The organism is Clostridium saudiense (genome assembly GCF_000577815.1).
GTDB lineage: Bacteria > Bacillota > Clostridia > Clostridiales > Clostridiaceae > Clostridium > Clostridium saudiense.
On the sequence record NZ_CBYM010000035.1, the window covers coordinates 15,067 to 34,319 of the forward strand.

Here is a 19,253-nt window from a genome sequence, read left to right on the forward strand (position 1 = left end):
TAAAGATTATAAACTCACCTATCGGCTCAAACATATAATCTTCTTAACGTAAACTTTATTCCAGTAACTATTAAATTCTACGGCTCGATTTCAATATTCCCTTCAATATAATATCTTCTTTTTTCTATATATACATAGTAAACTAAATTATTGCTAGAATTACCATACCACTACTTGTAGTATAAGAATTAACTGACAAGAAGAAGTTTATGTTTAAGTTAGTTCAATATGATAATAAAGAAAAAATAAATGAATTATTGGAAGGAAAATTATATTAATTCCTGGAGATAATCTATTTATTTTTTTGTTTTACTATGATGAATAACTAAATTTTTCACCAATTTTTTCTCCCATGTTGACTTTGGTTTCGAAGCCAAAGGAAGATTGAAGTAAAATATCATCGTCTATGGTTACTGTATTCTTTTTGAAGAATAAAATTGTTGTTGATCCACCAAATTTGAAGTAGCATTTTTCATCACCTTTTTTAACCTTTTGATTAGGTGTATAGCTTTGGATTATAGAACCAACACAAGTAGCACCAACTTCAACATGAATTACATCACCAAAATTTTTAGAGTGGAAAATTGACCATTCTCTTTTATTTTGACAATATAATTTAGGAACTCTCTCTAATGCTGTAGGATTAACTGAATAATAATTTCCAAGAACCTTATTTGAAGCTTCAATAGTTCCATTATCTATAAAGTGCAATCTATGATAATCAGTAGGGCATAATCTTAAAACTAAGCAAACACCACCATTATATTCTTTTGCAATTTCATCATCTTGAATTAATTCAGACAAGCTGTATGTAATTCCCTTTACTTGGATTAGTTCATTTATATCAATATTAGTATGGGCCATTAAACGTCCATCACCAGGAGAGATTAATATATTTTTATTAGTATTAATCGGTCTAGCTTCTTTTGTAAGCTTTCTAATAAAAAAATCATTAAAGCTTTTAAAGTCAGAAGGAATGGTTGGACACATATCCATATCAATATTAAAACTTGAAATAAAAGAAGGAATTTTTTTTCTACTTAATTTACTATCACAATATAATCCATATAGTTTTGAAAATATCTTTCTTTTAACAAATAGTTCTACAAAACCTTTGCCAATTGGAGATTCATATGCCCAATTAATATATTTTTCTCCAGCTACTGCTTCTGTATCGTATTTATTTGTTCTTCTATTATAAATTTGTATCATTTAATTACCTCGTATTATTTTTTATAATTAATAAAATAATATTAATTATCGTAAAGATATATTTAATTACTATTATATAATATATTAACATATTTTATTTTAATAGTTTATTAACATTAATATAAAGAAAAAATATTTGAAAGAAAAGATATAAAATAATAGAATAAACTTATAAAATATAGTTCGTGATATGGAGGAATAAGATGAGTTTGGAAATAAAAATAGTAAATGCAACAATAGATATTTTTAGAGAAAAAGGTGTTAAATTTACTATGGATGATTTGGCCAATAGACTTGGGGTTAGCAAACGTACATTATATGAGAATATAGATAGTAAAGAAACACTTTTGAATTTACTGGTAGATGAAGTATTTGATTCGGTAACTGAAAAAGGAAAAGAAGTAATTAATGATGACAGTATTGGAGACTTAGAAAAATTAAAGAGGGTACTAACTATTTTGCCAACATCTTACGATACTATAGATTATACTAAAATACATGAAGTAAAAAAGTTCTATCCTAAAATATATGAAAAAATCATATATAGATTAGATTTGACTTGGGAGCAAACAGATGAATTAGTTAAGAAGTGTATTAATGAAGGATTAATTAAAAAAGTTAATATATATCTTATGAAGAGTATACTAACAGGAAGTATGAGAATTTTATTAGAAGATAATAAATTAAGAGAAGAAAAAATAGATTACTCTGAAACAATGAAGAATATTGTAGATATAATGTTTGATGGATTAGCAATTAAATAAATAAAAAGTCATAATAAAGGAGCCTATAATTTAGACTCCAATATAATGACTTTTTTTATTATTCAGCGAATTTTTCTAAGAATTCATCGTAAGACATTGATCTATCGAAAATAGATCCATCATCATTTACTCTTATAATTCTATTTGCAACTGTTTGAACGAATTGATGGTCATGAGAAGCAAATAAAACATTACTGTTATAATCTTTTAATCCATTATTTACAGCTGTAATTGATTCAAGGTCTAAGTGGTTAGTAGGACCATCTAAAATTAATACATTTGCATTAGAAAGCATCATTCTAGAAAGCATACATCTAACCTTTTCTCCCCCAGATAATACGTTAGCTTCTTTTAAAGCTTCTTCTCCAGAGAATAACATTCTTCCTAAGAATCCTCTAATATAACTTTCAGATTTTTCTTCAGAGAATTGTCTTAACCAGTCAACTAGGCTTAATGAACAATCATTAAAGAATTCAGAGTTATCTTTAGGGAAGTAAGCAGTAGTTATAGTGATACCCCATTTGAATTCACCAGCATCTGGTTCCATTTCTCCATTGATAATCTTAAATAAAGTAGTGATTGCAATTTCGTTACCAATAAAAGCAATTTTATCTTCTTTATTTACTCTGAAGCTTACGTTATCTAGAACTTTAACTCCATCAATAGTCTTAGATAAGCCTTCAACTACTAATATATCATTACCAACTTCTCTTTCAGGTTTAAATCCAACGAATGGATATCTTCTGCTTGATGGTTGAATATCATCTAAAGTAATTTTATCTAATAACTTCTTACGAGATGTTGCTTGCTTAGATTTAGAAGCATTAGCACTGAATCTTGCAATGAAGTCTTGTAATTCTTTAATTTTTTCTTCTTTTTTCTTATTTTGATCTTTAGCCATTTGAGTAGCTAATTGACTTGATTCATACCAGAAATCATAGTTACCAACATATAATTTAATCTTACCAAAGTCAACGTCAGCCATGTGAGTACAAACTTCGTTTAAGAAATGTCTATCATGTGATACAACTATAACTGTTCCTTCAAAGTCACCTAAGAAGTTTTCAAGCCATTTAATTGATTTTATATCTAAGTGGTTAGTAGGCTCGTCTAGGATTAATATTCCTGGGTTACCGAATAAAGCTTGAGCAAGTAATACTTTAACCTTTTCAGCACCAGTTAATTCAGACATTAATTTGTAGTGAGCATCAGTTCCGATTCCTAATCCTTGTAATAAAGATGATGCTTCTGATTCTGCTTCCCAACCGTTTAATTCAGCAAATTCACCTTCTAATTCAGCAGCTTTAATTCCGTCTTCATCTGAAAAGTCTGGCTTAGCATATAAAGCATCTTTTTCCTTCATTATAGTATGTAATCTTTCATTACCCATTATAACTGTTTCTAAAACAGGGAATTCATCATATTTGTAGTGGTCCTGATTTAAAACAGACATTCTTGTATTTGGAGCAATTACAACTTCACCAGTATTTGGCTCAACTTCTCCAGATAATATTTTTAAAAATGTAGATTTACCAGCACCATTAGCACCGATAACACCATAACAGTTACCAGGAGTAAATTTTATATTAACATCTTCAAATAATTTACGAGACCCGTATCTTAAACTTACATTTAAAACATTTATCACTCAACATACCTCATTTCATTTATTATTCTTTCGATATTATAACATAAAAATTTTAACTTTGTATTAAAATATACAATAAATAAACTAGTGAATTAGTGAGAAATTTACAAAAAAAATCATTGTAAAAATTTTATATACAAAAAATGATTTATTAGCATAAAAAAGAAGGGGGAAATTAAGTATGTAAAAATAAAGAAAAATGCTTATAATAAAAGAGATTATAAGCATTTTTCTTTATAAAAAGTATTTATTTAAATCTTCAAAAGTTTTTATATTAAATATATCTAAAGCAATATTAATAACTTCATTGTTTTCTAAGGATTCTAGTTTATCAATATATTTTTCAGAAAGTGTTCCTAGTCTTTGTGTTAGTAGTTGCATTAATAATAAATGTTGACCACGCTCTATTCCGGCTTCAACGCCTTCTTCGTAAGAATCAAAACTAAACATATAATATAAACCTCTCTTATAAAAATTATATTACATAAGTAAAGACACAGATAAAGTGACTTAAACTTCCTAGTAATATGAAGATATGAAATATTTCATGGAATCCCCATTTACCAATTCTTAATTTTTCGGGTTTAACTCCATAAATTACACCACCAATTGTATAAAGAACACCACCAAGTACTAGCCAAAATAAGCTTATTCCAGGTAATACTGCTGTTAATGGTTTTATCATAAATAAAGCAGCCCAACCCATTCCTATATACATTGCAGTTTGAAGCCATCTAGGACAATCAAACCAGCAAAGTTTAAATGTAATACCAAGCACAGCTATAGTAACCATTATTATAAACATTGTAATTCCTAATTTACCGCCTATAGAAATTAAACAAAATGGAGCATATGAACCAGCAATTAAAACAAAAATCATTGAATGATCTAGTTTTTGAAAAATTGAAATAACTTTTTCGTTTGAAGTTATCCCATGATACGTTCCAGAAGTTGTATATAAAAGAATTAAACTAATTCCAAAAATAATTACAGATAATATGGCAGTAGTTGTTGGATTAGATGATATTACCTTAGCTAGCATAGCAATTAAAGCAATTAGTGATAATCCAGCACCAGCAAGATGAGTTATAGCATTAATAGGTTCCCTTAATTTTTTGTACATATAAAAAAACACCTCTCAATTCAATAAGTAGTTTTCAAAACTACATGATATTATATTAATATTATTTGTTATATGTGCAGTATAGTCAAAGTTTATTTTAGGAGATTTAAGGAAATTATCAGTAAATACATCTGTTTTTCTTGCAAATATTAGAAAATACTATTATTATTAAAATATAATAGTGATAACAAGTAGTTTTCAAAACTATATGGAGGATGTTATGGATATAATAGAAATATTAAATAGTTTACCGTTAGAAAGTAATATTAAGTTAGATGAAGTACCTGAAATAGATTTATATATGGATCAAGTAATACAATTGTTTGAATCAAAATTAAGCAATCAAAAAAGAAATGATGATGAAAAAATATTAACAAAGACAATGATTAATAATTATGCTAAAGGGAAGTTATTATTGCCAATAAAGAATAAGAAGTATTCAAAAGAACATATTATATTAATGTCTTTAATTTATAATTTAAAAGGAGCTTTATCAATAAATGATATTAAGCTTTCATTAGATAAAATAATAAGTAAATCAGAAGATGGGAATTATCCATTAAGAGAATTATATTCGAGCTTTTTAAAAGAGTGTGCTAATGATGAAAGTAATTTTAAAATAGATGTAAGCACAAGATTTGAAAATATAAGCAATATAGTTGACGGAAATGAAAAATTAGATGGAGATTTTGAAAAGAAATTTTTACTATTATGCTCTCTAGTAAATATGAGCAATATGTATAGAAGGATGAGCGAAAAATTAATTGATGAATTTTTTACTGAACAGGAGTAATATATGAGAAATTCAAGTGATTTAAAAAGAGAATTAGGTAGAATTGATGGTCGTGGATATAAATCATATAAGGATTTAGAGGGACAATATAGTTTTAATAATTATATATTGAGTATAGACCATGTTCAAGGAGACCCATTTGCATCACCATCAAGAGTAAGAGTGATAGTAAATAGACACTTCAATAAATTTCCTGGGGAATTATTTGACGAAAAATATAAAACAGTAGCATTATGTGATTTTTTAACTAGATTATTTAGTAAAAATATTTATAAATATGGAGAAAAAATATTTGGATCAGGAAAAAGTGGACTTATAGAAATAAGTAGATGTCCACAACAAATATTAGAAAGAACTTCAGTAATAATAGATAACGAAAAAATAGAGGCAAGATTTTACGTTGGATTCCCTGCTAAGGGAAGAAGTGTATTATCAAGAGAATTAGAAAAGATATTATTTAATGTTTTACCTAATATAGTTGAAAATACATTGATTTATAATAAAATAAACACTAAAGCTTTAAGTGATAGAATAAAATTAGTTGAAGATCAAGAATTTATAAGAAATGAGCTTGAAAATAGAAATCTTGTTGCTTTTGTTGGTAATAATTCTATATTACCAAGAGAAAGTGGAGTTTCACAAAAACCTTTAAAAGATGGGAAAAAGTTTATTTCACCTAAAGAATTGGAAGTAGAATTTAGTACACCAAATAGAGGGATAATTAAAGGTATGGGTATACCAAAAGGAATAACTCTAATAGTTGGAGGAGGATATCATGGTAAATCAACATTGCTTAGGGCATTAGAGCTTGGTGTATATAATCATATAGAAGGTGATGGTAGAGAGTTCGTTATTACAGATGATAGTGCATTAAAGGTTAGAGCTGAAGATGGAAGAGCAATAACTAAAACAGATATATCATTATTTATCAATAACTTACCTAATGGAAAAGATACTAAGAGTTTTTATACTGAAAATGCAAGTGGAAGTACATCACAAGCTGCAAATATCATTGAAGGAATTGAAAGTGGAACAAAGCTATTTTTAATTGATGAAGATACATCAGCAACTAATTTTATGATTAGAGATAGAATAATGCAACAGCTTGTAGCTAAAGATAAAGAGCCAATAACTCCTTTTATTGATGTAGCAAAGAGTCTTTATAACGAAAAAGGAATATCTACTATATTAGTTGCAGGAAGTTCAGGAGACTTTTTTGATATTGCAGATTTAGTTATTCAAATGGATAATTATGAACCTTTTGAGGTTACTGAAAAGGCTAAGTCTTTAAGTAAGGGATCAACTGAACATAATAAAGATTTAAATATTGATATTAATTTTAATAGGGTAATTCTTAAAGGAACAATAGAAAGTGGACCTAAAGGTGTAAAGATAAAAACATTAGGTAAGGATGGAATTTCTATTAACAGAGAAAATATAGATTTACGTGCTGTGGAGCAAATCGTAGATAGTGAACAATTAAATACTATTGGAGCTATTATGAAATATGTTGAAAATAAATTAATGGGAAAGGATTTAACATTAATTGAAATAACAGATAAAATAATTGAAGAATTAAATAAGAATCTTATTAACATTGATAATATTAAAGGTGGACATGGAAGCTTGGCCATGGTAAGAAAGCAAGAAATTATATGTGCATATAATAGATATAGAAAAATAAAAATAAAATAATTTTGAATAAATGGAAAAAATATCTAGTATATTTTTAAGATATATGGTAATATTAATATTGTTAAGTTAATAATTAACAATATGGCTTGTTGGTCAAGAGGTTAAGACGTCACCCTCTCACGGTGAAATCAGGGGTTCGATTCCCCTACGAGTCACCATTATCAAGGATTAGGGAGTTAAACAATTTTGTTTGCTCCTTTTTTTATTTGATAGATTATCCGTTGTAACACTCCCACATATTTAGATAGGAGATAATAGCAGATATGATTCTAGACTAGGTGATATTAGGGTGTAACGAATTTTAACCTTAAGGTGGAAATAAAGCTCTATTTTAAGGTTAGAATTCAGTTTATAAAAAAAGCTGCCAATATGGCAGCTTAAATATCTAATATATAAAGTTTGCGATTAGAACTATAACTGGTAAAGTTATTAATGTTCTTTCAATAAATATTATAATTAATTCTTTTATATTTACTGGAATTTTAGAACCAAGTAAAACTCCACCAACTTCAGACATATATACAAGTTGAGTTACAGAAACTGCAGCAACTATAAATCTTGTCATTTCACTAGTTATTGTTGTTGAAGCAACAACTGAAGGAAGTAACATATCTGCAAATCCAACAACTAATGTTTGAGAAGCTTGAACGGCTTCAGGTACTTGTAATAATTGAAGTATTGGAATAAATGGTACTCCAAGGATTTTAAATAGTGGAGTGTAAGTAGCTATTATAAGAGCTATTGTTGCCATACACATAACAACAGGAAGAACTCCAACCCACATATCTAAGACATTCTTAGCACCATCAGCAAAAAATTCTTTTATACTAGAATTCTTTCTTGCTTTTGTTATAGCTTGTTCATATCCCCATGATAAAGATGTATATCCTTCAGGAATAGATTCATCTATTTTATTAGTTTTACCATTATAATATGTATCTTTCTTTTTTGATAAAGGATATATTCTTGGTACTATTACGGCTGCAACTATTCCAGCAAAGGTAACAGTTAAATAAAATGGTACAAATATATTTCCAAGACCAACAGTATTTATTACTACTAAGCTAAATGTAATTGAAACTGCAGAGAATGTAGTACTTATAGTTGCAGCTTCTCTTTCAGTATAAAATCCATCTTCATATTGTTTATTAGTTAGCATTATTCCTAAAGTACCATCACCTAACCAAGAAGTAATACAGTCAATTGAAGAACGACCAGGTAATTTAAATACAGGTCTCATTATTTTAGTTAATAATGATCCAAAGAACTCTAATAGACCAAAGTTAAGTAATAACGGTAAGAATAATCCTGCAAATAAGAATATAGAAAATAATACAGTTAAAAGATCATTCAATACAAAAGCACCAGTATCACCGCTTATTATCATTTGAGGACCTATTTGGAATGCAGCAAGAACCCCAAATATACCACCTAATACTCTAGAAACTAACCATAGTGGTGTAGTGGTAAATAATGAGCTTAAAATCTTATTGTTAGTGATAAATTTAGGCTTAACAATTGTTGCTATTAAACTAAGTATAGCTGAAATAGCCATTGTACCTGTAATTATATATACTAAATATTCACCAAGAAAATTTACTAACATTCCAGAAAAAATAGCTATTGGAATTGTTACATCACCTTCATATTTTATTGGAATCATAAATAATAAGACACCAATTATAGAAGGAATGATGAATTTTAAATTATCTTTTAAAGTAAATTTACTTTTATTATCATCAAATGGTTTTAATTTTGAAACTTCCATTTTTTCTCCTTTATACATAAAAATTTATAATTATTCATCTATATTCATTCTAAATGCAAAAATATTAAAAATCAATATTTTTAATGCATAAAAATTAAAAAAAGGACTGGAAATTTTAATTTTTATGCAGATATATTAAATTTTATGTATTTTTTATTCAAGTATATAGAAGGTAATTATTTAATAAGGAAGCAAAGAGAATAAATGTAAAGGAAGTTTTTATGGTAAATAATAATAAAGATAATTATAATAGAGAGATAACAGTCTAAGGTTCAGGAGATGATTAAGGTGAATTATAGGGAACAGATTAAAGAATGCAGTAGAATAGTAGTTAAAGTAGGAACGTCAACACTTACTTATGATAATGGAAATATAAATTTAACAAGAATAGAAAAGTTGACAAGAGTACTATCAGATTTAATGAATTCTGGAAAAGAAGTTGTGTTAGTTACATCAGGAGCAGTTGGTGTTGGAGTTAACAAGCTTAAATTAAAGGAGAAACCAAAGAGTATAAAAGAGAAACAAGCAGTAGCTGCAGTAGGTCAGTGTGAGCTTATGCATATATATAGTAAGTTTTTTGGAGAATATAGTCATGTTGTTGGGCAAGTGTTATTAACAAGAGATGTTGTTGAGGATGATCATATAAGAGAAAATGTTGTTAATACATTTGAAACTTTATTAGAAAATGGAATAATACCAATAGTTAATGAAAATGACACAGTTGCCATAGATGAAATAGAAAATATAGTTAGATTTGGTGATAATGATAATTTATCTGCAATAGTAGCTCAATTAGTTTGTGCAGACTTATTAATTATACTATCTGATATAGATGGATTTTATGATTCAGATCCAAGAAAAAATCCAGATTCTCAGCTTATAAAAACAGTAGAAGAAATTACACCTGAGCTAGAAGCATGTGCAGGTGGTGCTGGAAGTTCGCTTGGAACTGGAGGAATGGCTACAAAGTTAACAGCAGCTAAAAGAGCTACAAGTGCTGGATGTAATATGGTATTAGCTAATGGTGATAATCCATCAATATTAATGGACATTACATCAGGTAAAGAGATTGGAACATTATTTATAAAGAAATAAGAATGTAGAGAGGAGTTAAGTAATAATGAATGAATTAATTATTAAAGGAAAAAAAGCTAAAGAAGTATCTTTCATACTAGGAAATTTAAGTACTGGAGAAAAAAATAATGGATTAAATGCTATGGCTGATTTTTTAGTTAATAATAAGGAAGAAATTATTAATGCTAATAAAATTGATTTACAAGCAGCAATAGAAAAAGGTACATCTAAATCTATGCTTGATAGATTAGCTTTAAATGAAGAAAGAATAGAAGGAATGGCAAATGGATTAAGACAAGTTTCTGCACTTCCAGATCCAGTTGGAGAAGTCTTAGGAATGTGGACTAGACCTAATGGATTGCAAATAGGTCAAAAAAGAGTTCCTTTAGGAGTTATAGGAATAATATATGAGGCAAGACCAAATGTAACAAGTGATGCAGCAGGATTATGCTTTAAAGCTGGTAATGCAGTTATTTTAAGAGGTGGAAGTGAAGCTATTAACTCTAATAAGGCTATAGTTAAGGTTTTAAGAGAAGGACTTAAATCTATAGATCTTCCAGAAGATGCAATTCAATTAGTAGAAGATACTAGCAGAGAAGTAGCAACTGAAATGATGAAATTAAATGAATATATAGATGTTTTAATTCCAAGAGGAGGAGCAGGGCTTATTCAAGCCGTAGTCAGAAATGCAACTGTACCAGTAATTGAAACTGGAACAGGTAATTGTCATATATATGTTGATGAATTTGCAGATTTTGAAATGGCTAAGAATATTGTATTAAATGCAAAGACTTCAAGACCATCTGTATGTAATGCTGCTGAAAAGTTATTAGTTCATGAAAAAATAGCTAAGGAGTTTATGCCAATTATTTTAAAAGCTTTAAGAGATAAAGAAGTTGAGGTTAGAGGTGATGAAACATCTATAGCTTATGATTCTTCAATAATAAAGGCTAATGACGAAGAATGGTATAATGAATATTTAGATTATAAAATTGGAGTTAAGGTAGTAAAGAATATAGATGAAGCAATAAGCTTAATTAATCACTTTGGTTCAGGTCATTCAGAAGCAATAGTTACTAAAGATTACGAAAACTCACAAAAATTCTTACAGAAGGTAAATGCAGCTGCTGTTTATGTAAATGCATCAACTAGATTTACAGATGGAGAAGAATTTGGATTTGGAGCAGAAATAGGAATCAGTACACAAAAGCTTCACGCAAGAGGCCCTATGGGACTTAAAGAACTTACAACTATTAAATACATTATCTACGGAAACGGACAGATAAGATAAGTGAGCCTCCAAATTTTAATTTGGTCAGGCGAACTTACTCAGCCGACATAAGGAGGCAGAGTTTCAATAAACGCCTCCAAATTTTAATTTGGTCAGGCGAACTTACTCAGCCGACAGAAGGAGGCAGAGTTTCATTTGTGATATTTCATTAAAAATATGTAGAAAATCAGTTAATTAGGAGTTTTTATCTAAAAAACAATGTACAAATTTTAAAATCAATACATATCATATAGTAGAAGAAATAGTCGAGAAGGAATAATATATGGCCTATGTATTGATTTTTTGTTTAATAGTAGCGCTAATTGTTCTTAGCATATTTGTAGTAATGGACATGTATGGCAATAAGTACATTTTAGACATGAAAGACCTTCCGATAGATTGTGATACAGTAATTATTTTAGGTGCTGGTATAAGACCTGATGGAAATCCTTGTGATTTATTGGCAGATAGGTTAGATACGGGTGCTAAAGTATATGTAAGAAGAATATGCAAAACTATTTTGTTAACTGGTGATAATAGTGGTGAGAATCACAATGAACTTGCTGTTATGAAAAACTGGATTATGAAAAATTACACTGAAGAGAATATTAGAGAATCAGATTTATTAATAGATAATTGTGGTTTTTGTACTTATGATAGTATGAAGAGGGCAAAGAATATATTTAATATTAATAGAGCTATAATATCAACTAATAGATATCATTTGCCAAGAGCCATATTTATTGCAAGAAGATTTGGAATTGAAGCATATGGGATAGCCTCTGATATGAGGGAATACGATAGAATGAAGAAATATAAGAGAAGAGAGCGTTTAGCTCAAATTAAAGATTTCTTTTTATGCCTTATAAAGATATATTAATGTATCTTTATAAGGCCTTTTTTTATTTATAAATAGAAATAAATTATATTTTTAATAGATTATACTTAAATTATATTGGATAATAAAGAGATAAAATAGTAGCAAGAAAAGGGAAGGAAGTAGAAAAATGTTTGAAATTAAAAAGTTTAATGATTTAACAGTTAATGAAATGTATGAAATTGCAAAATCTAGGTTTGAGGTTTTTGTTTGTGAGCAGAAGATAGTAGAAGAACAGGATTTTGATGATAAAGATAAGGTATGTCATCATATAATGTTAAAAGAAAATGAAAGAGTTGTTGCTTATTGTAGAATAGTACCTAAAGGAATAGGATATGATTATATTTCAGTAGGAAGAGTTTTAGTACTTTCAAGTCATAGAAGAAAAGGAATTGCTCAAGAAATGATGAAAGTAGCATTAGAGTTTATTAAAAACAATTTAGATGAAAAAACTGTAGTATTATCAGCACAACTTTATGCTAAAGGATTATATGAAAGTGTAGGATTTAAGGTTATATCAGATGTTTATGATGAAGTTAATATTCCCCATGTTAAAATGAAAGTAGAATTATAATGTTTTTAGGAGAGGTTTATTATGAATAGTACAAGAAACTATACATTAATAACAGGTGCATCAACTGGAATTGGATATGAGCTTGCAAAGTTATTTGCAAAGGATAGACATAATTTAATTTTAGTTGCTAGAGATGAAGGTAAATTAGAAACAGCAAAAAATGAATTAAGTAAATGTAATGTAGAAGTAAAAATATTAAGCTTAGATTTATCAAAGAGTGAAGATATTCAAGGTTTATTTAATTATGTTGAAATGAATAAGTTAAATGTAGATATTTTAGTTAATAATGCTGGAATTGGAACCTTTGGTGATTTTAGCGAAATAGAATGGGTAAAGGAAGAAGCATTAATAGATATAAATATAAAAGTATTAACTAAATTAACAAAATATTTCTTGCCTAAGATCATTGAATGTAAAAATGGAGGGATTTTAAATGTAGCTTCAACAGCTGCTTTTTGCTCAGGTCCTAGAATGGCAGCTTATTATGCATCAAAAGCATATGTACTTAATTTAACAGAAGCTATATATGAAGAGTGTAAAGATAGTGGAATAAGGATTTCATGTCTTTGTCCTGGTCCTGTTAAGACTACTTTCCAAGACAAGGCTGGAATTAAGAAAAGTGAATCTGCCAAGAAATATTTAATGGATGCAGAAGAGGTTGCTAAAGTTAGCTATAAAGATTTTAAAAAAGGGAAGCTTATTATAATTCCTGGAATGAAAAATAAATTATTAGTTATTGGAAATAAGCTTTTACCTAGACGAATCTCAAGAAAAATAATACTGAAAACTAATAAAAAATAAGGAGAAAAATATGGGGATTTTTGATGGATATTTATTAGTTTCTGATATGGATGGAACACTTTTAAATAGTAAAGGAAAATTATCAGAAGAAAATAAAAAAGCTATAGAGTATTTTGTAGATAATGGTGGTCAATTTACTTTAGCTACTGGACGTATGTTACCTTCAATAAAGAGACATATTCATAAGATGAAGGTTACACTTCCTGTAATTATGTATAATGGAACTAAAGTATATGATTTTAATAGTGATGAAGTAATTTGGGAAAAGTTTTTAGAGGAAGAACGAAAAGAAATAGTCAAAGTAGTAAATAAGGTTAATCATAATATAGGAATAGAGATATATAGTAATGAGCAAGTATATATTTATCAAGCATGTAAAAGAACTGAAAGATTTAGTAAGCTAGGTTATGATGTAATTTATAATGTCGATGATAGTATTTGGAATAAAAAATGGACTAAAGCGTTAATTGTAGGCGAAAAAGAAGAGCTAGATTTTGTTGAAACATATTTAAGAAAAGACTATGGTGATAATAATATTGTAAGAAGTTCAGATGTATATTTAGAAATAATACCAAAAGAAATATCAAAAGGACAAGCATTAAAGAAATTAGTAATGCATAAAGAAATTGAAGATTTTACGATAATTACGGTTGGAGATAATATGAATGACGTTGAGCTTTTACAAGAAGCTGATTATGGTTTTTGCATAAGCAATGGAAGTGAAGAATTAAAAAGAAAATCAAAATATATAGCACCAAGTAATGATGAAAATCCAATAGAATTTATAGTAAACTGGATAAAAGAATTAAAAAATAAATAAGTTTAAGAAAATAAAGCCATTAAGATAACAAATCTTAATGGCCTTATTTTATGCGTTTATAAAAATACAATAAAGTTGCATAAATATTCATTGAGGAGTATAATTATAAAAAATACACATTGAAATATTTGGAATAGAGTGTACAAAAATTTAGATGGTAAATTCCATCTAATAAAGCTAATTTATTCTTGACAATAATTCGTGCTAAATATACAATAATATACAAAGATAAGAATAAATAATTAATTAGTTAAAAAGTACACTTTAAATTGGTCCAGAGAGGCCAGAAAGGAGTATGTAGGTATGTTATACGTAAATAGCAATAGTTACATCGATTTATCAAAAGAATTTTCTAAAGTAAATTTTAAATATAATAAGGATAGTATGGAGAGATTACATAGTTAAATGTCTCCTTACTATCCTTTTCTGTTATTTTTAACTAAATAAATAGTTAAGAAAATAGATAAATTATATTTGAAGTTAAAGAGCTTTTAGAAAGTGTATTTTTAGCTGTTATATACATGAATTTTAGGAGGGCTAGGAATGAAAGCAAGGCTTATATTAGAAAATGGCATGATTTTTGAAGGTAATGCATTTGGATACTTAAAAGATAGCGTAGGAGAGGTTGTATTTACAACAGGAATGACAGGATATCAAGAGGTTTTAACAGATCCATCATACTACGGACAAATTGTAACTATGACATATCCACTAATAGGAAACTACGGAATAAATTTAGAGGATAACGAATCAGATACACCTAAGGTAAGAGGATTCATAGTAAGAGAAAAATGTAGCTTCCCAAATAACTTTAGATGTGAAATTGGATTAGAAGATTACTTAAAGCAAAATAAAATAATAGGTTTAGAAGGTATAGATACAAGAGCTTTAACAAAGGTATTAAGAAACAATGGGACAATGAGAGGAATAATCTCATTAGAACATGAAACATTAGAAGAAGTTAAAGAAAAAATAAGTGCTTTTTCAAATAGAGATGCAGTAAAAATGGTAACTACAAAGAAACCATATACAATCGAGGGAACAGGAAAGCATGTTGCAATTATGGATTTTGGAATAAAAACAAATATAATAAGAAATTTCAAAAAGAGAAATTGCAAAATAACAGTATTTCCAATGACTGCTACAGCAGAAGAAGTATTATCAGTAAATCCTGATTTAGTATTTTTATCAAATGGCCCTGGAGATCCAGAAGATTTAACTGATGTAATAGAAAACATTAAAAAGATAGTTGGAGTTAAACCTATAGTAGGTATTTGTTTAGGACATCAATTACTAGCATTAACTTTAGGTGGAAAAACTACTAAATTAAAGTTTGGACATAGAGGATGCAACCATCCAGTAAAAGATTTAGAAAGAAATAGAGTTCATATTACTTCTCAAAATCATGGATATGTAGTAGATGAGCTACCAGAAAGTGTTATAGCAACACACTTAAATATTAATGACGGAACAGTGGAAGGTATGAAACATACTACTTTACCAATATACTCAGTTCAATTCCATCCAGAGGCTGCAGCAGGTCCGAAGGATAGTGAATATATATTTGACAGATTTATGGAATATGCACTATAGGAGGGTTTAGAAAATGCCATTAAATAAAGATATTAAAAAAGTTTTAGTTATAGGATCAGGACCAATAGTTATCGGGCAAGCTGCAGAGTTTGATTATTCAGGAACTCAAGCATGTCAAGCATTAAAGGAAGAAGGGATAGAAGTTGTATTAGTAAACTCTAACCCAGCTACTATTATGACGGACAAAGAAGTTGCAGATAAAATTTATATAGAACCATTAACATTAGAATTTGTTGAAAAAGTAATAGCAAAGGAAAGACCAGATAGTTTACTTGCTGGTATGGGAGGTCAAACAGGACTTAACTTAGCAGTTGATTTACATGATGCTGGAATATTAGAAAAGTATAATGTTAAAGTTATAGGAACTTCAATAGCTTCTATCAAAGAAGGTGAAGATAGAGAGCTATTTAGAGATATGATGCATAGAATCAATGAGCCGGTTATTACATCTGAAATAGTAACTGATATGGAAGCTGGTATGGCATTTGCAAACAAGATTGGTTACCCAGTTATAGTAAGACCTGCTTATACATTAGGAGGAACTGGTGGTGGAATAGCTGAAAATGAAGAAGAATTAAGAACTATTCTTGCATCAGGATTACAATTAAGTACAATAGGTCAAGTTTTATTAGAAAAATCAGTTAAAGGTTGGAAGGAAGTAGAGTACGAAGTAATGAGAGACTCTTATGGAAACTGTATAACTGTTTGTAACATGGAAAACATTGACCCAGTAGGTATTCATACAGGGGATAGTATAGTTGTAGCTCCATCTCAAACTTTATCTGATAAAGAATACCAAATGCTTAGAACTGCATCAATCAATATTATCAATGCAGTAGGAATCGAAGGTGGATGTAACGTACAATTTGCATTAAATCCAAATTCATTTGAATATGCAGTTATTGAAATTAACCCTAGAGTTTCAAGATCTTCAGCTTTAGCATCAAAAGCTACTGGATATCCAATAGCAAAGCTTGCAGCTAAAATAGCTTTAGGATATGGACTAGATGAAATTAAAAATGCAGTAACTCAAAAGACATATGCTTGTTTTGAACCAACATTAGATTATGTTGTAGTTAAGATTCCAAAGTGGCCCTTCGATAAGTTCTTTACAGCTGATAGAGCTTTGGGAACAAAGATGATGGCAACTGGAGAAATAATGGCTATAGGTGCTAACTTAGAGTCAGCATTATTAAAAGGTATAAGAAGTTTAGAAATAGGAAAATATTCTTTAGACCATCCAAAGTTTAAAGAAATGAGCATTCAAGAATTGAAAGAAGCTGTAATGAAGCCAGATGATGAAAGATTATTTGCTCTTACAGAAATGATAAGAAGAGATTATAGAATTGAAAGTATAGCTAAAATTACAGGAATAGATATATTCTTCTTAGAAAAATTCAAATGGATAGTACATGAAGAAACTAGATTAAAATTAAGCAAAATAGATGATTTAGATAAAGAATGGTTATTAAATCTTAAGAGAAAAGGATTCTCAGATAAGGCTATAGCTGATATGTTAAGGGTTAGTCCAGATGATATTTATAGATTAAGAAATATTTGGAATATAAAGCCAGCTTATAAGATGGTTGATACTTGTGGAGGAGAGTTTGAAGCATTATCACCATACTATTACTCAACTTATGAACAATATGATGAAGTTGAAGTATCAGATAAGAAAAAGGTTATAGTAATAGGTTCAGGACCAATAAGAATAGGGCAAGGTATAGAGTTTGACTATGCTTCAGTTCACTGTGTAATGGCATTAAAGAAGATGGGAATTGAAACTATAATAGTTAATAATAACCCAGAAACAGTAAGTACAGACTTCAATATATCAGATAAACTTTACTTTGAACCATTAACAGAAGAAGATGTATTAAACATAATTGAAAAAGAAAATCCATATGGAGTTATTCTTCAATTTGGTGGTCAAACAGCAATTAAACTTGCAAACTTCTTAAAGGAAAAAGGAATTAAGACTTTAGGAACTACAGCAGATCAAATTGATATGGCTGAAGATAGAGAAAAATTTGAAGAATTACTTGAAAAGTTTGATATAGCAAGACCTAAAGGAAAAGGTGTTTGGACTTTAGAAGAAGGTATAGAAGAAGCAAATAGATTAAAATATCCAGTACTTGTTAGACCTTCATATGTATTAGGTGGTCAAGGTATGGAAATAACTCACGATGAAGAGGAGTTAACTTACTATTTAAGCAATGCATTTAAAAAGGATAAGAAAAATCCAATACTTATAGATAAATACTTAATGGGTAGAGAAATAGAAGTAGATGCCATATCTGATGGAGAAAATATTTTAATACCAGGTATAATGGAACATTTAGAAAGAGCTGGGGTTCACTCAGGAGACTCTGTAACAATGTACCCAAGCCAAAATATTAGCGAGGAAATCAAAGCGAAAGTTTTAGATTACACTAAGAAGTTAGCTTTAGCTATAGGAATTAAGGGAATGATAAACATTCAATTCATAGAGTTCGAAGGCAACCTTTATGTAATAGAGGTTAATCCAAGAGCTTCAAGAACAGTTCCATATATCAGTAAGGTAAGTGGAGTTCCAATAGTAGATTTAGCTACTAAGGTTATGCTTGGAGAAAAGTTAGTTGATTTAGGTTATGGAGTAGATGTTTATCCAGAACCAGAACTAGTATCAGTTAAGGTTCCAGTATTCTCAACTCAAAAATTACCAAAGGTTGAAGTATCTTTAGGACCTGAAATGAAATCTACTGGAGAAGTTTTAGGTGTAGGTAGAGATGTTAAGGAAGCATTATATAAAGGGTTTGTTGGTGGAGGAATGTACCCATCAATGGAAAAAGGAAAAATATTAGCAACTATCAATAAGCATGATAAGGCTGAATTCTTACCAATAGCGAAAGATTTAGCTAAAGTTGGATACAAGTTTATTGCAACAGAAGGAACTTGTAAGCTTTTAAGAGAATCAGGAATTGACTGTGAAGAAGTTAGAAGACTTAATGAACAAGAACCAAATATATTAGATGTTGTTAAGAATAAAGAAGTTGATTTAGTTGTAAATACTCCAACAAAGGGTAATGATTCTAAGAGAGATGGATTCTTAATTAGAAGAGCTGCCATTGAAAGAAATATAGGTGTTATAACAGCTTTAGATACGTTAAGAGCAATAGCAGATGTTAAGGTATCTGAAATTGATAAGAGAGATTTAGAAGTGTTTAATATAGCTGAATAATAAAAAAGGAACAGGAAAAAT

General features: G+C 28.7%; 16 protein-coding genes and 1 tRNA gene. 12 read left to right on the forward strand and 5 right to left on the reverse strand.

The window, feature by feature from the left end; genetic code table 11:
• Positions 1 to 312: 312 nt before the first annotated feature.
• Positions 313 to 1,212, reverse strand: coding sequence for a phosphatidylserine decarboxylase (locus TY07_RS13800; RefSeq protein WP_042401184.1), 900 nt, complete (start codon positions 1,210 to 1,212; stop codon positions 313 to 315).
• A gap of 203 nt (positions 1,213 to 1,415) precedes the next feature.
• On the opposite strand from TY07_RS13800, the gene TY07_RS13805 reads away from it, so the two are divergent.
• A complete protein-coding gene (locus TY07_RS13805) occupies positions 1,416 to 1,976 on the forward strand; it encodes a TetR/AcrR family transcriptional regulator (RefSeq protein WP_042401186.1) in 561 nt (186 codons plus the stop codon).
• Between the two features lie 58 nt (positions 1,977 to 2,034).
• Here TY07_RS13805 and TY07_RS13810 read toward each other — a convergent pair whose 3' ends face one another.
• The 3 genes from TY07_RS13810 to trhA form a co-directional block, all read right to left on the reverse strand.
• On the reverse strand, positions 2,035 to 3,624 hold the full coding sequence (locus TY07_RS13810; RefSeq protein ID WP_042401187.1) for an ABC-F family ATP-binding cassette domain-containing protein: 1,590 nt from the start codon (positions 3,622 to 3,624) through the stop codon (positions 2,035 to 2,037).
• A 234-nt stretch (positions 3,625 to 3,858) separates the two neighbouring features.
• The gene (locus TY07_RS13815) at positions 3,859 to 4,074 is read right to left on the reverse strand and encodes a DUF4351 domain-containing protein (RefSeq protein WP_042401189.1); all 216 of its coding nucleotides are present in this window, start codon (positions 4,072 to 4,074) and stop codon (positions 3,859 to 3,861) included.
• A gap of 25 nt (positions 4,075 to 4,099) precedes the next feature.
• A complete protein-coding gene (gene trhA / locus TY07_RS13820; protein WP_042401192.1) occupies positions 4,100 to 4,747 on the reverse strand; it encodes a PAQR family membrane homeostasis protein TrhA in 648 nt (215 codons plus the stop codon).
• A 220-nt stretch (positions 4,748 to 4,967) separates the two neighbouring features.
• Between trhA and TY07_RS13825 the strand changes: the two genes are divergently transcribed.
• The 3 genes from TY07_RS13825 to TY07_RS13835 all read left to right on the forward strand — a co-directional run bounded on the left by TY07_RS13825 (position 4,968) and on the right by TY07_RS13835 (position 7,393).
• Positions 4,968 to 5,540, forward strand: a complete 573-nt coding sequence (locus tag TY07_RS13825) for a DUF1836 domain-containing protein (protein WP_198134006.1) — start codon at positions 4,968 to 4,970, stop codon at positions 5,538 to 5,540.
• 3 nt (positions 5,541 to 5,543) lie between these two features.
• Positions 5,544 to 7,235 carry an ABC-ATPase domain-containing protein gene (locus tag TY07_RS13830; RefSeq protein ID WP_042401197.1) on the forward strand — a complete coding sequence of 564 codons (1,692 nt, stop codon included), beginning with the start codon at positions 5,544 to 5,546 and terminating at the stop codon, positions 7,233 to 7,235.
• Positions 7,236 to 7,318: 83 nt separating this feature from the next.
• Positions 7,319 to 7,393 (forward strand) — tRNA-Glu (locus tag TY07_RS13835).
• A gap of 227 nt (positions 7,394 to 7,620) precedes the next feature.
• On the opposite strand, the gene TY07_RS13840 is transcribed toward TY07_RS13835, so the two are convergent.
• The gene (locus tag TY07_RS13840; RefSeq protein WP_078061385.1) at positions 7,621 to 9,003 is read right to left on the reverse strand and encodes a YjiH family protein; all 1,383 of its coding nucleotides are present in this window, start codon (positions 9,001 to 9,003) and stop codon (positions 7,621 to 7,623) included.
• Between the two features lie 279 nt (positions 9,004 to 9,282).
• Between TY07_RS13840 and proB the strand changes: the two genes are divergently transcribed.
• The 8 genes from proB (at position 9,283) to carB (ending at position 19,232) form a co-directional block, all read left to right on the forward strand.
• Positions 9,283 to 10,098, forward strand: a complete 816-nt coding sequence (gene proB, locus TY07_RS13845) for a glutamate 5-kinase (RefSeq protein WP_207743366.1) — start codon at positions 9,283 to 9,285, stop codon at positions 10,096 to 10,098.
• 25 nt (positions 10,099 to 10,123) lie between these two features.
• On the forward strand, positions 10,124 to 11,368 hold the full coding sequence (locus TY07_RS13850; protein ID WP_042401208.1) for a glutamate-5-semialdehyde dehydrogenase: 1,245 nt from the start codon (positions 10,124 to 10,126) through the stop codon (positions 11,366 to 11,368).
• Positions 11,369 to 11,630: 262 nt separating this feature from the next.
• Complete coding sequence (locus TY07_RS13855) at positions 11,631 to 12,227, forward strand: SanA/YdcF family protein (RefSeq protein ID WP_042401211.1); 597 nt, start codon at positions 11,631 to 11,633, stop codon at positions 12,225 to 12,227.
• A 127-nt stretch (positions 12,228 to 12,354) separates the two neighbouring features.
• Positions 12,355 to 12,798, forward strand: a complete 444-nt coding sequence (locus tag TY07_RS13860) for a GNAT family N-acetyltransferase (RefSeq protein ID WP_042401214.1) — start codon at positions 12,355 to 12,357, stop codon at positions 12,796 to 12,798.
• Positions 12,799 to 12,819: 21 nt separating this feature from the next.
• Positions 12,820 to 13,599, forward strand: coding sequence for an SDR family NAD(P)-dependent oxidoreductase (locus tag TY07_RS13865; RefSeq protein WP_042401216.1), 780 nt, complete (start codon positions 12,820 to 12,822; stop codon positions 13,597 to 13,599).
• 10 nt (positions 13,600 to 13,609) lie between these two features.
• Complete coding sequence (locus TY07_RS13870; protein WP_042401219.1) at positions 13,610 to 14,419, forward strand: Cof-type HAD-IIB family hydrolase; 810 nt, start codon at positions 13,610 to 13,612, stop codon at positions 14,417 to 14,419.
• Positions 14,420 to 14,962: 543 nt separating this feature from the next.
• On the forward strand, positions 14,963 to 16,012 hold the full coding sequence (locus TY07_RS13875) for a glutamine-hydrolyzing carbamoyl-phosphate synthase small subunit (protein ID WP_042401221.1): 1,050 nt from the start codon (positions 14,963 to 14,965) through the stop codon (positions 16,010 to 16,012).
• Between the two features lie 13 nt (positions 16,013 to 16,025).
• Complete coding sequence (gene carB, locus TY07_RS13880; RefSeq protein ID WP_042401223.1) at positions 16,026 to 19,232, forward strand: carbamoyl-phosphate synthase large subunit; 3,207 nt, start codon at positions 16,026 to 16,028, stop codon at positions 19,230 to 19,232.
• The last annotated feature ends 21 nt before the right edge of the window (positions 19,233 to 19,253 follow it).

Excerpts from the sequence above, each read along its gene's own strand:
- TY07_RS13800 (WP_042401184.1), bottom strand. The coding sequence starts at position 1,212 with ATGATACAAATTTATAATAGAAGAACAAATAAATACGATACAGAAGCA.
- trhA (WP_042401192.1), bottom strand. The coding sequence starts at position 4,747 with ATGTACAAAAAATTAAGGGAACCTATTAATGCTATAACTCATCTTGCT.
- TY07_RS13875 (WP_042401221.1), top strand. The coding sequence starts at position 14,963 with ATGAAAGCAAGGCTTATATTAGAAAATGGCATGATTTTTGAAGGTAAT.
- TY07_RS13870 (WP_042401219.1), top strand. The coding sequence starts at position 13,610 with ATGGGGATTTTTGATGGATATTTATTAGTTTCTGATATGGATGGAACA.
- TY07_RS13850 (WP_042401208.1), top strand. The coding sequence starts at position 10,124 with ATGAATGAATTAATTATTAAAGGAAAAAAAGCTAAAGAAGTATCTTTC.
- TY07_RS13860 (WP_042401214.1), top strand. The coding sequence starts at position 12,355 with ATGTTTGAAATTAAAAAGTTTAATGATTTAACAGTTAATGAAATGTAT.
- carB (WP_042401223.1), top strand. The coding sequence starts at position 16,026 with ATGCCATTAAATAAAGATATTAAAAAAGTTTTAGTTATAGGATCAGGA.
- TY07_RS13830 (WP_042401197.1), top strand. The coding sequence starts at position 5,544 with ATGAGAAATTCAAGTGATTTAAAAAGAGAATTAGGTAGAATTGATGGT.
- TY07_RS13865 (WP_042401216.1), top strand. The coding sequence starts at position 12,820 with ATGAATAGTACAAGAAACTATACATTAATAACAGGTGCATCAACTGGA.
- TY07_RS13815 (WP_042401189.1), bottom strand. The coding sequence starts at position 4,074 with ATGTTTAGTTTTGATTCTTACGAAGAAGGCGTTGAAGCCGGAATAGAG.
- proB (WP_207743366.1), top strand. The coding sequence starts at position 9,283 with ATGATTAAGGTGAATTATAGGGAACAGATTAAAGAATGCAGTAGAATA.
- TY07_RS13825 (WP_198134006.1), top strand. The coding sequence starts at position 4,968 with ATGGATATAATAGAAATATTAAATAGTTTACCGTTAGAAAGTAATATT.
- TY07_RS13855 (WP_042401211.1), top strand. The coding sequence starts at position 11,631 with ATGGCCTATGTATTGATTTTTTGTTTAATAGTAGCGCTAATTGTTCTT.
- TY07_RS13805 (WP_042401186.1), top strand. The coding sequence starts at position 1,416 with ATGAGTTTGGAAATAAAAATAGTAAATGCAACAATAGATATTTTTAGA.
- TY07_RS13840 (WP_078061385.1), bottom strand. The coding sequence starts at position 9,003 with ATGGAAGTTTCAAAATTAAAACCATTTGATGATAATAAAAGTAAATTT.